Consider the following 15641-nt stretch of genomic DNA (forward strand, 5'->3'; position numbering starts at 1 on the left):
CATGGCCGATCAACCCACCTCCGACCCCAGAGCGCGCAGAACCGAGATCATCGGAACGCTGATCGCCCATCTGTTGGTGATCTCCATCCCGGCTTTCGGCCTTGCGGTGGGACTTCCCTGGATCTCGTCCGTCCATAACGGCCATCAGCTCGTATCCGCAAACGTCAGGACGACCGGCACTGTCACTGACGTTCGGTTTTCCAACGGCAGCCGGAAAAGCAGCGGCCGCAGCGCAATAATGACGTATTCATTCACCGCCGAAAACGGGACAGAAGGAACCGTTGAAGACTCGCAAAGCTACAGCAAATGGCGCGATGGGCCTCGGGAGGAGCTGACGGAAAAGCTCCAAGGTACCGAAAAGACTGTGTTCTATGATCCCGACGATCCCGACGAAGCCATTGTCGAGGGAGACACGAGGTCCTACGTGCCACCGGTTATTTTCCTGACCCTCTTCACGGTCATCGGCGGCTTTTTCACGTATGTCATGGTGGAGCAGACCATCAAAGCCAGGAGAAAGAAGGAGGCGCAGACGGTCTAGTCGTGCCGGTGTTCCAGGGGGCTTGGAATTAGATGAAGCTTCAAGTAATCTCATTGCATGGACCTTCAAGTAAAAGACCGCCTGCCCGCCGACCTCGCCATGGGCACGGTAATGCTCAAGGTGGGCGACCTGGCAAAGGTCTCCGCCTACTACTGCGGTGCCTTGGGGCTGGAGATCGTGGCGGAGGCCGACGGCGGCCAGTACCTGGGGCGCGGAAGCGTCCCGGTGGTGCATTTGGCGCCGGCGCCCGGACTGCAGGTGCCCTCCCGCGGCGAGGCCGGACTGTTCCACACCGCCATCCTCTTCGAAACCCAGGCAGACCTTGCTGCCACCGTTGCCTCTGCGGCCCGGTATGACCCGTCGGCCTTTGTCGGCTCCGCGGACCACCTCGTCAGTGAGGCGTTCTACTTCACCGATCCCGAAGGCAACGGCATCGAGCTCTACTATGACAAGCCGCGCGAAACCTGGGACTGGGATCGGACGGAGACCGGCAGGGAAGTGCGGATGGCGTCGTTGCCGCTGTCTCCGCAGGCCTACTTCCGCAACCATCTCACCGAAGCGGCACTGGACGGACTCTCCGCTGCCGATGCCGCCGTCGGGCACGTTCACCTGCAGGTAGGTGACACGGAAACCGCTGCCGCGTTCTACGTGGACACGCTGGGGTTCGAGCGGACCGCCGGTTTCCACGGGCAGGCCCTCTTTGTCTCCGCCGGCGGCTACCACCACCACATGGCGATGAACGTCTGGAACAGCCGCGGCGCCGGACCGCGCCGCGACACGCTGGGCCTGGGCGAGGTGCTGATTAGCGTTCCAACCGCCGACGACGTCGCCGGGCTTGCGGACCGCCTTCGGGTTGCCGGGATTTCCAGCCACTCCACCGGAGCCGAGCTGCGTTTCGAGGACCCGTGGCGGAACCGGCTGCGTGTCGCCGTCGGCTGAAAATACGCGGAAATCCGTTTCGGCCGCGCGAGTCGCAAAAGATGAAGTCATCTGGCACAATGGTCAGGTACTCGATCTGCGCGGGCCCTCTCTCCGTGCATGCATCTTGTCCTTTTGAACCCCAACGTTATGGCCCGCCCCACGGGAGCAGAAGTACGGGTTCGCCCCATTTCAGATCAGGAGTGACCACAAAAGTGGCCGTAAAGATTCGCCTTAAGCGCCTTGGCAAGAAGTTCTCAGCACACTACCGCGTTGTTGTCATGGATTCCCGTGCCAAGCGCGATGGCCGTGCCATCGAAGAAATCGGACTCTACCGTCCGACCGAAGAGCCGTCGTACATCGACATCAAGTCGGACCGTGCGCAGTACTGGCTCGGCGTCGGCGCCCAGCCCACCGAGCAGGTCGCAGCACTGCTGAAGATCACCGGTGACTGGCAGAAGTTCAAGAACATCGACGGCCAGGAAGGTACCCTGCGTACCAAGGCCCCGAAGGAAGCCTTCGTGGCTCCCGAAAAGAAGTCCGTGATTGTCCCCGAGGCCATCACCCCGAAGGCCAAGAAGGAAGAGGCCCCCGAGGCCTCCACCGAGGCTGAGGCAGAGTAACTTGCTCGCTGAAGCGCTGGAGCACCTCGTGCGCGGAATCGTTGACAGTCCTGAGGACGTCAAGGTTTCCGCCAAGAGCAACCGCCGTGGGGAAACCCTCGAGGTTCGGGTTCACCAGGACGACCTCGGCCGGGTCATCGGCAGGCAGGGACGGACCGCACGCGCACTGCGCACGGTCATCGCAGCCCTTGCCAACGGTGAGCAGGTCCGAGTGGACGTAGTGGACACGGACCGGCGCCGCTGATCTAAAATGATCACCGAAGGCGCAGCGGAAGCGAACAGTTCTTCACTGCAGTACCGGAAGTAAAGCAGTACACAGGATCCGGCCCCGACACCAGATAATGGTGAAGGGGCCGGATTTTTTTCAGGCGCCGGCCAATCCAGGCGACGAAAACCCCACAGAGGAGAATCCATGCAGTTACAGGTGGCACGCATCGGCAAGCCGCACGGCATCCGCGGTGAAGTGACCGTCCAGGTGCTGACCGACGCACCCGAGGACCGCTTTGTCCCGGGCACGGAGCTCACCGTAGAGCCGGCTGCCAAGGGCCCGCTGACGGTGATCAGTGCGCGTTGGAACAAGGACATCCTGCTGCTGGGCTTCGAAGAAATCACGGACCGCAACGGCGCAGAGGAACTGCGCGGCGTGAAGCTGTTCATCGACACCGAAACGGTGGACGAGGACGACGACGACGAGGGCTGGTACGAACACGAACTGGTGGGCCTGAAGGCACGGGTGGGCGACGACGTCGTCGGCACCGTCAGCGGCCTGCGCACCCTCACCGTCCAGGACCTGCTGGTGGTTGAGGACGCCCGCGGCGAGGAAATCCTCGTACCGTTCGTCGAGGCCATCGTTCCGGAAGTGAATATCGAGGACGGCTATGTCCTGCTCACTCCGCCGGAGGGGCTCTTTGAGCTGAATAAGCCCGAGGACAAGAAGGACGCGGCCCCGGCCGACACGAAGGAAGCCGGACAGTAAGTGCGCATCGACGTCGTCAGTATTTTCCCGGAGTATCTGGCAGCCCTTGAGCTGTCCCTGATCGGCAAGGCCCGGCAGGAAGGCCTGCTGGACCTGGCCGTGCATGACCTGCGGGAGTTCACCACCGATCGGCACCGTACCGTGGATGACACCCCCTACGGCGGGGGAGCGGGCATGGTCATGAAGCCCGAGCCCTGGGCCGCCGCGCTGGACGCGGTGGCGGGCGACGGCGACGAGCGGCCGGTCTTGATCGTCCCCTCGCCGGCCGGTGCAGTCTTCACGCAGGCCATGGCCTACGAGCTGGCCGAGGAGAAGCACCTTGTTTTCGCCTGCGGCCGCTACGAAGGAATCGACGAGAGGGTGCTGGAATGGGCCGGGGAACGCTTTGACGTCCGTCCCGTCAGCCTCGGAGACTACGTGCTCAACGGCGGAGAGGTCGCGGTGCTTGCCATGGTCGAGGCCGTAGGCAGACTGGTGCCCGGCGTCGTCGGGAATCCCGAGTCCCTGGTGGAGGAATCCCACTCGGACGGGCTGCTGGAATACCCGGTCTACACCAAGCCCTCGGCCTGGCGCGAGCGTGCCGTCCCGGAGGTCCTGCTCAGCGGCAACCACGGCAAGATCGCCCGGTTCCGGCGGGACGAACAGCTGCGGCGCACCGCGGCACGCCGGCCCGATCTGATCGAAAAGCTCGACGCCGCGTCGCTGGACAAGGCCGACCGGGCCACTTTGGCGGCTCTGGGCTACGAAATACGCGACGGCAGGGTCTGCCCGCCCGCCTGACGGCAGCGCCGGATTGGTGCCGTTCGGATGCGTATGGCAAAATGGGGAGTTGTGTCATCTGGGTCCGTACCTGCCACAGGGGGAACGCGGCCAACAGATATGTACACACCGGCATTCCATCCTAGGTCCTGCCGGTCTACTAACTTCGACAGCATCCGTGCAGCCCGCATTTTGGGGGCGCATTCTTGCTGCCGTTACCAAAGTGAATGACCTGTGGCGTTCACCAGGAGTGATAAACAATGCACATCCTAGATTCTGTTGACGCAGCGTCCCTGCGTACGGACATCCCCGAGTTCCGCGCCGGTGACACGGTCAAGGTTCACGTAAACATCATCGAAGGCAAGAACACCCGTGTTCAGGTCTTCCAGGGCTTCGTGCTCAAGCGCCAGGGCGATGGCCTCCGCGCGACCTTCACGGTCCGCAAGGTCAGCTTCGGCGTCGGCGTTGAGCGTACCTTCCCGGTACACTCCCCGGTCATCGACAAGCTCGAGGTCGTCTCCAAGGGTGACGTCCGCCGTGCGAAGCTGTACTACATGCGCGATCTGCGCGGCAAGGCAGCCAAGATCAAGGAAAAGCGCGACTTCCGTCCCGCCAAGTAACTTACTTGACTGCAGCATCCGCCTCCGGGGGTCCCTCCGCGAAGCACACGAAACGCCGGCCCCGGTTTGTGGGCTGGCGTTTTGTGCTATGTGCTCTCGCCGCGGCCGTGATCCTCGCCGCCCTCGTGCGGGCATTCCTGTTCGACGTCTTCTACATCCCCTCGGATTCCATGCAGCCGCTGCTCGAACCCGGTGACCGGATCCTCGTCTCCCGCACCGCCTACGATTCGGCTGAGATCCGGCGCGGCGATGTGGTGGTGTTCGACGGCCGGGGCTCGCTGGCGCCGCTGCACAGCGGGCGTCCGGCACTGGCCGACGCCGCAGTCACCGTGGGGCGCTGGGTCGGGCTGGCCGGCAGCGACACCGTCTATGTAAAGCGGGTTGTCGGTGTGGCGGGGGACAGGGTGAGCTGCTGCACGGACGGGGATCCACGGATAACCATCAACGGAACTCCCATGGAGGAGCCGTACGTTTACTCTGGAGACGCTCCCAGCGACCATGCGTTCGACGTCGTCGTTCCCGAAGGCAGGCTGTGGCTGATGGGGGACCACCGGTCCGTTTCGGCGGATTCCCGGTCCCTGCTGGGAGCTCCCGGCGGCGGCCTGATCTCCACGGAACGGGTGATCGGACAGGCCCAGCGGATTCTTTGGCCGCTCGAGCGCGGCACCAATATTGACCGGCTATCCTTAGGAGCCGAGTGGAACACGGAGAAATAAGAGGAAACGCAATGTCGCAGCAACCGGACCAGTCCCCTGACGGGACGCCCGGCTCCGGGGAGCAGCGGGACCACGCAGCGCACTCGACCGCACCGAAGGAAAAGAAACGCGGTTTCGGCGCCTGGCTGCGTGAAGTCCTCACGATCGTGGTGATAGCCCTGGTGCTGTCGTTCCTGATCAAGACCTTCCTTTTCCGGGCGTTTTACATCCCCTCGGGGTCCATGGAAGAGACGCTGGAAATCAACGACCGGATCTTCGTCAACCTTCTGGTCCCTGAACCGATGGACCTGAACCGCGGCGATGTCGTGGTCTTCAAGGACACCAAGGGCTGGCTGCCGGAGACCGCGGAGAAGGAAACGAATCCGGTCAAGGATGCCCTGACCTTTGTGGGCCTGCTCCCGGACGAGTCCCAGCAGCACCTGGTCAAGCGTGTCATCGGCACCGAAGGAGACCACGTGGTCTGCTGTGATGCCGACGGCAGGATCACCGTCAACGGCGAACCCCTGGACGAGCCCTACCTGTACCCCGGCGCCGCCCCCTCCGACATCCCGTTTGACGTGGTTGTCCCCGAGGGCAAGGTCTGGGTGATGGGGGACCACCGCAACGCCTCTGCGGATTCCCGCGAACACCAGTACGGTGAGGGCGGCGGTTTCGTAGACGTGGAGGACATTGAGGGCAAAGCCGTAGTGACGGCTTGGCCGCTGAACCGCGTCGGCGGGGTCGACGACTATTCGGAAGTCTTCGAGGACGTCCCGGAACCGAGCGGCAGCAAGTGAGTTCCACCGCCAAGCCGCCGACCCTTCGGTATGAGCGCACCTTCGCTGCCTCCGGGCACCGGATCCTGGCCGGCTGCGACGAAGTGGGCCGCGGCGCCCTGGCCGGACCGGTGTCCGTAGGGATGGTGGCCGTGGACCTGGCTACTGTGCGTTCCCTAAAGGGAGTGCGGGACAGCAAGCTGCTTTCCGTTGCTGACCGGAATACGCTGGTTCCGCAGATCAAGAAATGGGCCCTGGCCTGGGGCGTGGGCCATGCCAGTGCAGCGGAGATCGACCTGCACGGGCTGACCGTCGCCCTTCGCCTGGCCGGAACACGCGCCTGGGACCAGATGTGCTCAACCCTGCGTCCCGACGTCGTACTCCTGGACGGCAACTACAACTGGCTCTCGCCCGAGCGGCAGGGCAGCCTGTTCGACGATCCCGATGAACCGGCCGGAGGCTGCACGGCACCGGTGCACACCCGGATCAAGGCGGACATGCAGTGCCTGAGCGTAGCCGCCGCCAGCGTGCTGGCGAAAGTGGAACGCGACGCCATGATGGTAGAGTTTGCCGCTTCTCACCCGCACTATGCGTGGGAGATCAACAAGGGTTATGCCACCGAGTCGCACCGCGCGGCCATCGACGTCCACGGACCCACGCCGCTGCACCGCATGTCCTGGCGGCTGGGCTCCAAGCCCCGCCCGGGTGAACCGGTGCTGGAACCGGAAGACGACTTGAGCACAGTTGGGGGATGATAGGAACATGAGCGCCGAAGACCTTGAGAACTATGAAACGGACATGGAGCTCCAGCTGTACCGGGAGTACCGCGACGTCGTAGGCCTCTTCAGCTACGTGGTGGAAACCGAACGGCGCTTTTACCTGGCCAACCATGTGGACCTGCAGGCACGGTCCGCCGACGGCGAGATCTACTTCGACCTCACGCTTCAGGACGCATGGGTCTGGGACGTCTACCGGTCCGCACGGTTCGTCAAAAGCGTACGGGTGATCACCTTCAAGGACGTCAACGTTGAGGAATTGACCCGCAACGACGACCTCACACTGCCGAAGGCCGACGAACTGTAAGTTCCGCCTCTGTGTTCTCCCAGCTGACGGATGGGCTCCTTGGGTCATTCCGGGCGAGGCTGGAAATCCAGCCCTCAACCATCGTTCCGCGGTGGTTCAGCAGGTAAGGCACCGCGATCGGCGGCGGGAAACCGCAGCGCCAGACGGTCTTATAGCTGCCGGTGTTTCCCGCATTCGCCTTCCACGTGACCACATCCCAGTCCAGGTCCTCGAAGGCGTGGCCCACTGCCAGCCGGACCGCGCGGGACATCAGGCCGCGGCCCCGGTATTCCGGCGACGTGACGAATCCCAGCGAACCGGAAGCTGCACCTTCGAAGCGCAGGTCGATGGTGCCTGCATAGCTGCCGCCGACGTCGAGCGCCCAGGACACGGCGTTATCCTGCGGTACCGAGATAGCCGCCAGGTACTGCTGCGCCATCTCCGGCGTGTAGCCCAGCGGAATCGTGGTCCACTGGACCGACACGGGGTCGATGCAGCGGGCGTGCACGGCGTCGAGGTCGGCAGCCGTGTGTGGACGGAGCAGGAGGAAGTCGTCGCTGAGCAGCGGGATCGCGAAAGCCATCCCGACAGCCTAGCGGGTGTAATCCGGACCTAGACTTAGCGTCATGCCCGAGTCCCGGCGTGGCTTCGACGCCAACCTCCGCCTGTACGCACAGATGCAGCCCGACGGTCCGTCACTGGCCCACCTGCTGTCCCTGCAGGAGTCGTTGCCGGCCGGCACCCGGCTGGTGCCGCGGAAACAGCTGCACCTGACGCTGATCCACTTCGGGAAGGTGCTGGACGTGCACCGGGCCGTCAATGCCCAAACCGGGATTTCACGTTCTGCCTACGAGCAGCTGCTCGCCGGGTACGTGGCCCGGACCGAGGCGCTGCTGCCCGCGGTTTCCTTCCGGCTGGGACCGGTGGGGTTTGCCGGGTTCGGTACGCGCGGCTCGACCTTAGTAGTGGAGTATCTGCCGACGCCGGATCTCGCTTTGCTGCATCGGGACCTGTATCGCGAGCTGGTGGGTTTCCTCGGCGCCGCCGGCATTCGGGATACCGCGGCCTTCATGGCCGGTGATCCGAACTTGATGCATGCCGGGACACTGCGCCCCCACATCTCCCTGGCGCGGGGGTTTGCGGGCGCCCTGCCTTCACTGCAGCTGGAATCCGTGACCCTGCAGCCGATGCCGGTGGTGTACCCCGGGCACTGACGGCGCCCGGGGTACACCTTTGGGCTTAGGCCTTCCTGCGGCGGGCAATGACCACCAGAACCGCTCCCACAGCCAGGATGGCTGCGCCGGCAGCGGCAAGCCACGTTCCGCCGGCACCCGTGTGGGCGAGCCCGGCATCAGGAACGCGGGGGCTGGGGTTGCCGGCAACCTGGATCCCGGGGTCCGTGGTGCCCGGGGCCGGCGGGGTGCTGCCCGAACCGGGCGGGGTTACCGAACCTGCGGGGGTCTCCGATGGGGTTTCAGACGGGGTGGGCGTCGGTGTTGGCGTTACCGCACCTGCCGGGGGTTTGGACGGGGTGTCACTGGGGGTCGGCGTGGGCTTCTGGGACGGAGTGTCCGTAGGTTTCGGAGTCGGCGTCTCGGACGGGGGATCAGTAGGTTCCGGCGTCGGTGTCGGCGTGGGCGTGGGAGCGCAATCGGGAACCGTCATCAGCTCCTCAAGCTCCTGATGCTGGGAGGCCAACAGGTCCGGATCTCCGGGGAAGGGGTTGGGATAAAGGAGGTTCTTCGGCCACTCATAAGTGCCTTCGAACTCGAGTACGTCTTGCTGGACGGCCCAGCCGGGACCGCACACCTCGAACGGAACCAAGGGAACCAGGGACGTTACATCGGTGAACCACTGGTGTCCGGGCTGCTTGGCCAGGAAGGTTTGTTCGCCCGAGTTCTCCCAGGCGGCCGGCTTCTTCGCGTCTACCTTCCGGTACAAGTAGATTCCCGTTTCCGTCACGGAAACCTCCGCCGAGGGAGACCCGCTCGGCGACGTGGTTGGGACGGTGTCCCCGGTCGCCGGCACGGCGGTGGCCAAAGCCGGAGCACCGGTGACAATCGACAGCCCCGCTAAGGCTGCAAATCCTGTCACGACAGCGGTTGTATTTCGCTTGCGGTTTTCCATGGTGTCCTTTTTGTGAGTCGAACATGGGCGTTAGCGTCGCTATCCTGTCCGGGCCGTCTCAGCGTTCCCCTACGGAATGACGCAGTTTCCCGACAAGACCCGCTCAAATTCCGGGCGGGCTTCTGATCTGCCCTTGGCGGCACGGCGTCGGTGGTGTATTCCGGGGGGTGAAAACGCCGAGGTCCTGCCCACGACCAGCGAGGAGAGCGGTATGGATACTGCGGGACGGGTTGCCCTGGTGACCGGAGGATCCGGCGGGATCGGAGCGGCCGTGGTCCGACGGCTCGCGTTGAACGGCTATTCGGTGGGTGTGCACTACGCGCGAAACCGTGCGACAGCGGACGGGGTTGTTGCCGACATTGCCGCCGGGGGCGGACTTGCCTTGGCAGTCGGCGGGGATGTGGGAGACGAGCCCGCGATGGCCGCCGCGTTCGACGCCGTCGAGACAGCCTTCGGCGGTCTGGACGTGGTCGTCAATACCGCAGGCATCATGCTCCTTGCCCCTATCGCGGAGCTGGAACTGGCGGACCTGGACCGCATGCACCACACGAATATCCGGGGAACGTTCGTGGTCTCGCAGCAGGCGGCCCGTCGGGTCCGTCCGGGTGGAGCGATCATTAACTTTTCGACCACCGTCCGGCGCACCCAATACCCCGGTTACGGCGCCTATGTGGCCTCGAAGGCTGCGGTGGAAGGGATGACGCTGATCCTGGCGCGGGAACTGCGGGGACGGGACATTACGGTCAACGCGGTGGCGCCCGGGCCGACAGCCACGCCGTTGTTCCTGGATGGAAAGGACGAGGCCACCGTCGAGCGGCTGGCCGAGGCGGCGCCGCTGGGGCGCCTGGGCCAGCCCGAAGACATTGCCGAAACCGTCGCTTTCCTTGCCGGGCCGGGGCGCTGGGTCAACGGCCAGGTGGTCTACGCCAACGGGGGACTGGCCTGAACTTCTGCTCCTCCACACTCGGGTTCCGGTGCGCGGCGGCGGATTCCTTTTCCACACGGCTGTGTGCTGCTGTGCCGGGTCCGTCCGGTTCGAGCCAACGTGGTGGACATGAAAGCCAAAGACATCCTGGGAAGCCGCGGAGAAGAACTGGCGGCGCGGTACCTGACCGAAGCCGGGCTTCGCATCATCGACCGGAACTGGCGGTGTCCCGAGGGGGAGATCGACCTGGTCGCCGTGGACGGGGCCACCCTGGTGGTGGTCGAAGTGAAAACGCGTTCCTCGCTGGACTTCGGACACCCCTTCGAAGCGATCGGGCAGGATAAGGTCGCCCGCCTCTACCAGCTGGCAGGGGCCTGGGCTCGGGCCAACAGCCGCTACTTCACCCACCGCCGGATCGACGCAGTCTCGATTCTCGACGACGGCGCCAATCCACCCGTTGTGGAGCACCTGAGGGGAATCTCCTGATGGGGCTTGGACGGACCTACGGGGTCGGGCTGGTCGGCCTGCAGGGCAGGATCGTCGAGATTGAAGCCGACATCGGCCAGTCCCTTCCGTCCTTTATCCTGCTGGGGCTGCCGGACGCCTCCCTTAATGAGGCGCGCGACCGGGTGAAGTCGGCGGCAAAGAATGCCGGGCTGCCACTGAGCCGGCGCCGCATCACGGTCAATCTGATGCCTGCGGATGTACCGAAGCACGGCTCCGGCTTCGACCTTGCCATAGTTGTGGCTGCACTCTGCGCCGGTGGTGTCCTGCGCAGCCCGGGACGCTGCATCTTCCTGGCAGAACTCGGGCTGGACAGCCGGCTTCGGCCGATCCGGGGCGTACTTCCGGCTGTTATGGCTGCGGTTGCGGCCGGCTTCACGGACTTTGCCGTGGCGGCGGAGAACGCAGAAGAGGCTGCACTGGTCCCTGCGGCCCGCGTGCGGGGATACTCCTGCCTGGCCGAGGTGGCCGCCGACCTCGGTGCGGACCCCGAGCAGCTTAGTTTTCCACTGCCGGTGGCCCGTACCGGCCAAGATCCGGAACACGAAGAGGGTCCGGCTGAATCCCGGATCCCCGACCTCGCGGACGTGGCGGGGCAGGCAGAGGCCCGCTTCGCTGTCGAGGTGGCCGCGGCAGGAGCACACCATCTGTTGATGACCGGGCCGCCGGGCGCCGGGAAGACCATGCTGGCCGAGCGGTTGCCCGGCATCCTGCCGGACCTTTCCGATGACCAGGCAATGGAAGTCACCGCCATTCACTCCCTCGCCTGGCAGGGACGCCCCTGCCGCCAGCTGCTCCGCAGGCCCCCGTTCGAGAGTCCGCACCACACCGCGTCCACGGCAGCGGTGATCGGCGGCGGTTCAGGCATTCCGCGCCCCGGCGCTGCCTCCCGTGCCCACCGCGGCGTGTTGTTCCTCGATGAGGCTCCCGAGTATGAGCGGCGGGTCCTGGACGGCCTGCGCCAGCCGCTTGAAAGCGGCGAGCTGGTCCTGCACCGTGCAGCAGGTACAGCCGTGTATCCGGCACGCTTCCAGCTGGTCCTTGCCGCCAATCCCTGTCCCTGCGGACTCGCAACCGGCAAGGGAATCGAGTGCACCTGCACCTCCACACAGCGGCGCCGGTATTTCAGCCGGCTCTCCGGTCCGCTGCTGGATCGGGTGGACCTGCAGCTCTCCGTTCAGCGGGTCTCCCTGGTCGACTACTTCGCCGCAGAGACTGCGGAGGCCAGCTCGACGGTGGCGGCGCGCGTGCAGGAGGCGCGTCGGCTCCAACGGGAACGGCTTCAGCCGCTGGGATGCGAAACCAATGCCGAGGTACCCGGCACCTTGCTGCGAGACAGCCTGCGGCCGCCGAGCAAAGCAACGTCGGCCCTGGACCGGGCCATGGACCGCCAACTCCTGACGGCTCGGGGCTACGACAGGGTATTGCGGGTGGCTTGGACCGTCGCCGATCTTGCCGGGCACGGAAGCCCGGACGCCGACGACGTCGGGCAGGCCCTCGCTTTCCGTCGGCAGGGAGCTGCGGCATGAGTACCGATGAGGTGCTGGTCGCACGGGCGGCGTTGTCGAGGCTTTTCGAACCTTCAGATACCGTGGGCCTGGCCCTCGTGGCGGCCGCCGGTCCGGTCCAGGCGCTGCAGATCGCCACCGGAGCGGTGGGCACACCGCCGGATCTGGCCGCCGAAACGGCACGCTTCCTATCCCCGGGCGGCGGCCAGGGAAGCGTCCTGGCAGAGGGATTGAAGAGGTGGGCCCCGCGGGTAGCGGATCTGGCGCCGGACCGGGACCTGGACGCGATCCGCCGTCTGGGTGGGGAACTCCTGGTTCCGGAGGATCCCCGTTGGCCCGAGTCATTGCGCCACCTGCAGCTGGAAATGCCGTTGTGTCTCTGGGTGCGGGGAGACCTAGAGCGTGGCCTGCCGGAACTGGACCGGACTGTGGCAGTAGTGGGTTCCCGGGACGCCACCGGATACGGGCTGTCCATAGCGGGGGACATTGCAGCGGGGCTGGCCAACCGCGGGTACACCGTGGTCTCCGGAGGCGCCTACGGCATCGATGCCCAGGCACATCGCGCCGCGCTCGGATCTGCATCCACTGATGCCACGCCCACGCTAGCGGTCATGGCGTGCGGTGCGGACCGGTTCTACCCGGCCGGCAACGAGGACCTGCTTCGCGCCGTCGCGGAGCGCGGGCTGCTGCTGTCCGAAGTGCCGCCGGGATCTGCCCCCACCCGCTGGAGATTCCTGCAGCGGAACCGGATCATCGCTGTGCTGAGCGCCGTCACCGTGGTGGTGGAGGCCCGGTGGAGATCCGGAGCGCTGAACACTGCCCACCATGCCGCCGGGTTAGGGCGGGAAGTCGGTGCGGTGCCGGGCTCCGTGTACTCGGCCAACTCTGCCGGATGCCACCGGCTGCTGCGCGACGGCAGCGCAGTCTGCGTGACCGATGCCCAGGAAGTGGCGGAACTGGCCGGGCCGCTCCGTGATGTCCCGCCGGGAGAGCCGGGCGGCCCCGGCAGTCGGGCAGGGGACAGTCGGGCAGGAGTCCGCCGGGCAGATCATGACGGACTGCCAGTGGAGGACCTGCTGCTGCTGGATGCGCTGCCCGTGCGCAGCGGAACGACCATCGAGAAACTGGCCACCGTCGCAGGGCTGTCCCTGCAAGGAGTGCGCGCCGGGCTGGCACGGCTGGAATTGGAAGGACTGGCCGTACGGACCGAAGGAGACCAGTGGCGCCGTGGCCGGCGTTAGCAGCATCGACATTTCTACTACCCGCACAACCCAAGGAAGGGCATCATCATGATCACTCACAAGATAGTCACCTCGCAGGTAGGGGTACTCACCCTCGTCGCTATGGACGGACTCCTGTCCATGGTCCGGCTCGGGCCGCCCGCTGCGCCGGCAGTTGCCGGGGCAGGGACGCCGTACGGCATTGCGGCGGAAGACGGCTTCGAGGATGTCGAACGTCAACTGACGGAGTACTTCGAGGGCCGGCGCTGCTGCTTCAGCGTGGGTACCAATCCCCAGGGGACCGAGTTCCAGCGCAGGGTATGGGAGCAGGTCTCGGGCATCGCCTACGGCAGGACGGCAAGCTACAAGCAGCTGGCGGTCCTGCTGGGTGATGCGGCCAAGGCGCGAAGCGTAGGTGCAGCATTGGCGCACAACCCGTTGAACCTGGTTGTCCCCACCCACCGCGTGGTGGGGTCCCGCGGCGCGCTGACCGGATACTCGGGCGGCGTCGATGCGAAGCGGTACCTGCTGGAGCTGGAGCAGGCACCGCAGACAGAACACCTGCGGCGGAACTGCCTGCGTGCCGACAGCGTGCCTGCTTGAACGCCGGCACCAAAGAGAGAACAGTAAAGAGGTGACATCAAAGGGAGCAGCAGACAGAACTGCGTGGCCGGCGGAATTCCGTTCCGCTTTGGAGGGCTTCTGCCGGTATCTGACGGCAGAGCGTGGACGCTCCGAACACACCGTCCGTGCCTACGAATCGGACGTGTCGAAGCTGCTCGACTATGCTCTCGGCGCCGGAGCAGGTTCGCTTCAGGAACTGGACCTGGGCATCCTGCGCGGCTGGCTGGGCGAACTCAGTGCCGGCGGGCAGGCCCGTTCCACGCTGGCCCGCCGCGCAGCCACGGCACGCAGCTTCACCAACTGGGCCCTGCGCGAGGAACTTATCAGCGAGAACCCGGCCCTGCGGCTGAAGGCACCGAAGAAGGAAAAGACCCTTCCCGGAATACTGCGCAGCAGCCAGCTGGATGATCTGTTCGAAACCCTGCAGGCGGCTGCCGCCGAGGGCGAACCCGTGGCACTTCGGGACCGAGCGATGGTCGAACTGCTCTACGCAACGGGAATCCGGGTGGGGGAGCTGGCCGGCCTGGACGTCGACGACCTCGATCCGGACCGCAGGACGCTCACGGTGCTGGGCAAGGGCAACAAGGAACGCACGGTGCCTTACGGCCTGCCGGCTGCGCTCGCGGTGGACGACTGGCTGCGCCGCGGCCGCCCGTCAATGGCGACCGGGGACAGCGGTCCGGCATTGTTCCTGGGCAAGCGGGGCGGGCGGGTGGATCAGCGACAGGTCCGCAGCGTGGTTGCCGGCCTTTTGGAAGCCATGCCGGACACTTCCGCCTCCGGGCCGCACGCACTGCGCCACTCCGCGGCCACCCACCTGCTTGACGGCGGTGCTGACCTGCGTGCCGTGCAGGAAATCCTGGGCCATTCGTCCCTCGCCACCACGCAGCTCTACACGCATGTCTCGGTGGACAGGCTGCGCCAGAGCTACAGCCAGGCACATCCGCGCGCCTAAGGGAGGGCCGCCCAGCGCCCGCGCCCAACGCACGCCACAACGCCCGCCACACCGCCCGGCCTTCCGCGCTGCAGAGGCTCAGAAGGCTATATTGGCGCATCGACGTAACTTACGGCACAATGATGGACAGCGGACACATATGGCTCGATATCCGTCCATGCAGCAGCAGGTCGTTGGGGAAGACGTACCTACAGCTATGGAGGATGGAATGTCTGTTGTGATGGCGCGCGGCGTACTATTTGTGCACTCTGCCCCTTCCGCGTTGTGCCCCCATATTGAGTGGGCCATCGGATCCGTCGTGGAAAAGCGAACGGATCTACAGTGGACCCCTCAGCCGGCTGCGCCCGGAATGGTACGGGCCGAAATCGCCTGGACCGGGCCGCAGGGCACCGGTTCCCTGCTCGCGTCCGCGCTGCGCGGCTGGGCACACCTGCGGTACGAGGTGACGGAGGAACAGAGCCCCGGAGCCGACGGCAGCCGCTGGGCCCACACCCCTGAGCTGGGCATCTTCCATGCCGCGACGGACGTACACGGCAACATCATGATTTCCGAGAACCGCATCCGTTACGCCTATGAAAACGGCGCCGGCGATCCCTCGGCTGTCTACCACGAACTCTCACTCGCCCTGGGCGAAGCCTGGGACGAAGAGCTGGAGCCGTTCCGGCACGCGGCCGACGGCGCTCCGGTGCGCTGGCTGCACCAGGTCGGCTAGTTCCTCAAAAACTCCATAGCTAAACAAAACAGGCGTGCGGGGCCCCCCGGGTCCGGCCCCCAGTGTTGTTAACGCAGGGCTTAGCGGCGGCGCAGCCCC

The 15641-nt window shown here is 65.6% G+C and carries 21 protein-coding genes; 19 read left to right on the plus strand and 2 right to left on the minus strand.

Annotated elements, in window-relative coordinates; genetic code table 11:
• Nucleotide 1 precedes the first annotated feature (1 nt).
• The 11 genes from LJ760_RS12840 to LJ760_RS12890 all read left to right on the plus strand — a co-directional run bounded on the left by LJ760_RS12840 (nt 2) and on the right by LJ760_RS12890 (nt 6988).
• Nucleotides 2–538, plus strand: a complete 537-nt coding sequence (locus tag LJ760_RS12840; RefSeq protein WP_227923659.1) for a DUF3592 domain-containing protein — start codon at nt 2–4, stop codon at nt 536–538.
• A 57-nt stretch (nt 539–595) separates the two neighbouring features.
• Nucleotides 596–1477, plus strand: a complete 882-nt coding sequence (locus LJ760_RS12845) for a VOC family protein (protein ID WP_227923661.1) — start codon at nt 596–598, stop codon at nt 1475–1477.
• Nucleotides 1478–1671: 194 nt separating this feature from the next.
• Entirely contained in the window at nt 1672–2079 is a 408-nt protein-coding gene (rpsP, locus tag LJ760_RS12850) for a 30S ribosomal protein S16 (RefSeq protein ID WP_227923663.1), read from the plus strand.
• A gap of 1 nt (nt 2080) precedes the next feature.
• Complete coding sequence (locus LJ760_RS12855; RefSeq protein WP_146364407.1) at nt 2081–2323, plus strand: RNA-binding protein; 243 nt, start codon at nt 2081–2083, stop codon at nt 2321–2323.
• Nucleotides 2324–2491: 168 nt separating this feature from the next.
• Nucleotides 2492–3055, plus strand: coding sequence for a ribosome maturation factor RimM (gene rimM, locus LJ760_RS12860; RefSeq protein WP_227923665.1), 564 nt, complete (start codon nt 2492–2494; stop codon nt 3053–3055).
• Nucleotides 3056–3835, plus strand: coding sequence for a tRNA (guanosine(37)-N1)-methyltransferase TrmD (gene trmD / locus LJ760_RS12865; RefSeq protein ID WP_227923667.1), 780 nt, complete (start codon nt 3056–3058; stop codon nt 3833–3835).
• Between the two features lie 239 nt (nt 3836–4074).
• Nucleotides 4075–4434: a 50S ribosomal protein L19 gene (gene rplS, locus LJ760_RS12870; RefSeq protein ID WP_146364401.1), complete on the plus strand. Its 360-nt coding sequence runs from the start codon at nt 4075–4077 to the stop codon at nt 4432–4434.
• Nucleotides 4435–4439: 5 nt separating this feature from the next.
• Nucleotides 4440–5150, plus strand: a complete 711-nt coding sequence (gene lepB / locus LJ760_RS12875; protein ID WP_227923670.1) for a signal peptidase I — start codon at nt 4440–4442, stop codon at nt 5148–5150.
• 11 nt (nt 5151–5161) lie between these two features.
• Nucleotides 5162–5926 (plus strand): signal peptidase I, encoded by a 765-nt coding sequence (gene lepB / locus LJ760_RS12880; protein WP_227923672.1) that lies wholly within the window; start codon nt 5162–5164, stop codon nt 5924–5926.
• Nucleotides 5923–6660, plus strand: a complete 738-nt coding sequence (locus LJ760_RS12885) for a ribonuclease HII (protein ID WP_227923675.1) — start codon at nt 5923–5925, stop codon at nt 6658–6660. Before lepB (LJ760_RS12880) ends, LJ760_RS12885 begins: the two co-directional genes overlap by 4 nt.
• Nucleotides 6661–6667: 7 nt before the next feature.
• Nucleotides 6668–6988 (plus strand): DUF2469 domain-containing protein, encoded by a 321-nt coding sequence (locus LJ760_RS12890; protein WP_227901490.1) that lies wholly within the window; start codon nt 6668–6670, stop codon nt 6986–6988.
• On the opposite strand, the gene LJ760_RS12895 is transcribed toward LJ760_RS12890, so the two are convergent.
• A complete protein-coding gene (locus LJ760_RS12895; protein WP_227923677.1) occupies nt 6960–7550 on the minus strand; it encodes a GNAT family N-acetyltransferase in 591 nt (196 codons plus the stop codon). The two genes, LJ760_RS12890 and LJ760_RS12895, sit on opposite strands and share 29 nt — an antisense overlap.
• Nucleotides 7551–7593: 43 nt before the next feature.
• Here LJ760_RS12895 and LJ760_RS12900 point away from each other — a divergent pair, with 43 nt between their 5' ends.
• Nucleotides 7594–8181 (plus strand): 2'-5' RNA ligase family protein, encoded by a 588-nt coding sequence (locus tag LJ760_RS12900; RefSeq protein ID WP_227923679.1) that lies wholly within the window; start codon nt 7594–7596, stop codon nt 8179–8181.
• A 25-nt stretch (nt 8182–8206) separates the two neighbouring features.
• On the opposite strand, the gene LJ760_RS17515 is transcribed toward LJ760_RS12900, so the two are convergent.
• Complete coding sequence (locus LJ760_RS17515) at nt 8207–9061, minus strand: LPXTG cell wall anchor domain-containing protein (protein ID WP_331460727.1); 855 nt, start codon at nt 9059–9061, stop codon at nt 8207–8209.
• 244 nt (nt 9062–9305) lie between these two features.
• Between LJ760_RS17515 and LJ760_RS12915 the strand changes: the two genes are divergently transcribed.
• The 7 genes from LJ760_RS12915 to LJ760_RS12945 all read left to right on the plus strand — a co-directional run bounded on the left by LJ760_RS12915 (nt 9306) and on the right by LJ760_RS12945 (nt 15542).
• Nucleotides 9306–10040 (plus strand): SDR family oxidoreductase, encoded by a 735-nt coding sequence (locus LJ760_RS12915; protein ID WP_227923682.1) that lies wholly within the window; start codon nt 9306–9308, stop codon nt 10038–10040.
• A 99-nt stretch (nt 10041–10139) separates the two neighbouring features.
• Nucleotides 10140–10505: a YraN family protein gene (locus LJ760_RS12920; protein ID WP_227923704.1), complete on the plus strand. Its 366-nt coding sequence runs from the start codon at nt 10140–10142 to the stop codon at nt 10503–10505.
• A complete protein-coding gene (locus tag LJ760_RS12925; RefSeq protein WP_227923684.1) occupies nt 10505–12052 on the plus strand; it encodes a YifB family Mg chelatase-like AAA ATPase in 1548 nt (515 codons plus the stop codon). Before LJ760_RS12920 ends, LJ760_RS12925 begins: the two co-directional genes overlap by 1 nt.
• Nucleotides 12049–13272, plus strand: a complete 1224-nt coding sequence (gene dprA, locus LJ760_RS12930; protein WP_227923686.1) for a DNA-processing protein DprA — start codon at nt 12049–12051, stop codon at nt 13270–13272. Before LJ760_RS12925 ends, dprA begins: the two co-directional genes overlap by 4 nt.
• A gap of 48 nt (nt 13273–13320) precedes the next feature.
• Nucleotides 13321–13854 carry a methylated-DNA--[protein]-cysteine S-methyltransferase gene (locus LJ760_RS12935; protein ID WP_227923688.1) on the plus strand — a complete coding sequence of 178 codons (534 nt, stop codon included), beginning with the start codon at nt 13321–13323 and terminating at the stop codon, nt 13852–13854.
• 31 nt (nt 13855–13885) lie between these two features.
• Nucleotides 13886–14830 (plus strand): tyrosine recombinase XerC, encoded by a 945-nt coding sequence (locus LJ760_RS12940; RefSeq protein WP_227923690.1) that lies wholly within the window; start codon nt 13886–13888, stop codon nt 14828–14830.
• A gap of 208 nt (nt 14831–15038) precedes the next feature.
• A complete protein-coding gene (locus LJ760_RS12945) occupies nt 15039–15542 on the plus strand; it encodes a DUF3145 domain-containing protein (RefSeq protein WP_227923692.1) in 504 nt (167 codons plus the stop codon).
• Nucleotides 15543–15641: the final 99 nt, after the last annotated feature.

The sequence above is a fragment of the Arthrobacter sp. zg-Y895 genome (assembly GCF_020731025.1).
Taxonomy (GTDB): domain Bacteria; phylum Actinomycetota; class Actinomycetes; order Actinomycetales; family Micrococcaceae; genus Arthrobacter_B.

Excerpts from the sequence above, each read along its gene's own strand:
- LJ760_RS12840 (WP_227923659.1), top strand. The coding sequence starts at position 2 with ATGGCCGATCAACCCACCTCCGACCCCAGAGCGCGCAGAACCGAGATC.
- LJ760_RS12915 (WP_227923682.1), top strand. The coding sequence starts at position 9,306 with ATGGATACTGCGGGACGGGTTGCCCTGGTGACCGGAGGATCCGGCGGG.
- LJ760_RS12900 (WP_227923679.1), top strand. The coding sequence starts at position 7,594 with ATGCCCGAGTCCCGGCGTGGCTTCGACGCCAACCTCCGCCTGTACGCA.
- LJ760_RS12925 (WP_227923684.1), top strand. The coding sequence starts at position 10,505 with ATGGGGCTTGGACGGACCTACGGGGTCGGGCTGGTCGGCCTGCAGGGC.
- LJ760_RS12895 (WP_227923677.1), bottom strand. The coding sequence starts at position 7,550 with ATGGCTTTCGCGATCCCGCTGCTCAGCGACGACTTCCTCCTGCTCCGT.
- LJ760_RS12945 (WP_227923692.1), top strand. The coding sequence starts at position 15,039 with ATGTCTGTTGTGATGGCGCGCGGCGTACTATTTGTGCACTCTGCCCCT.
- lepB (WP_227923672.1), top strand. The coding sequence starts at position 5,162 with ATGTCGCAGCAACCGGACCAGTCCCCTGACGGGACGCCCGGCTCCGGG.
- LJ760_RS12935 (WP_227923688.1), top strand. The coding sequence starts at position 13,321 with ATGATCACTCACAAGATAGTCACCTCGCAGGTAGGGGTACTCACCCTC.
- dprA (WP_227923686.1), top strand. The coding sequence starts at position 12,049 with ATGAGTACCGATGAGGTGCTGGTCGCACGGGCGGCGTTGTCGAGGCTT.
- rimM (WP_227923665.1), top strand. The coding sequence starts at position 2,492 with ATGCAGTTACAGGTGGCACGCATCGGCAAGCCGCACGGCATCCGCGGT.
- LJ760_RS12845 (WP_227923661.1), top strand. The coding sequence starts at position 596 with ATGGACCTTCAAGTAAAAGACCGCCTGCCCGCCGACCTCGCCATGGGC.
- rplS (WP_146364401.1), top strand. The coding sequence starts at position 4,075 with ATGCACATCCTAGATTCTGTTGACGCAGCGTCCCTGCGTACGGACATC.
- LJ760_RS12890 (WP_227901490.1), top strand. The coding sequence starts at position 6,668 with ATGAGCGCCGAAGACCTTGAGAACTATGAAACGGACATGGAGCTCCAG.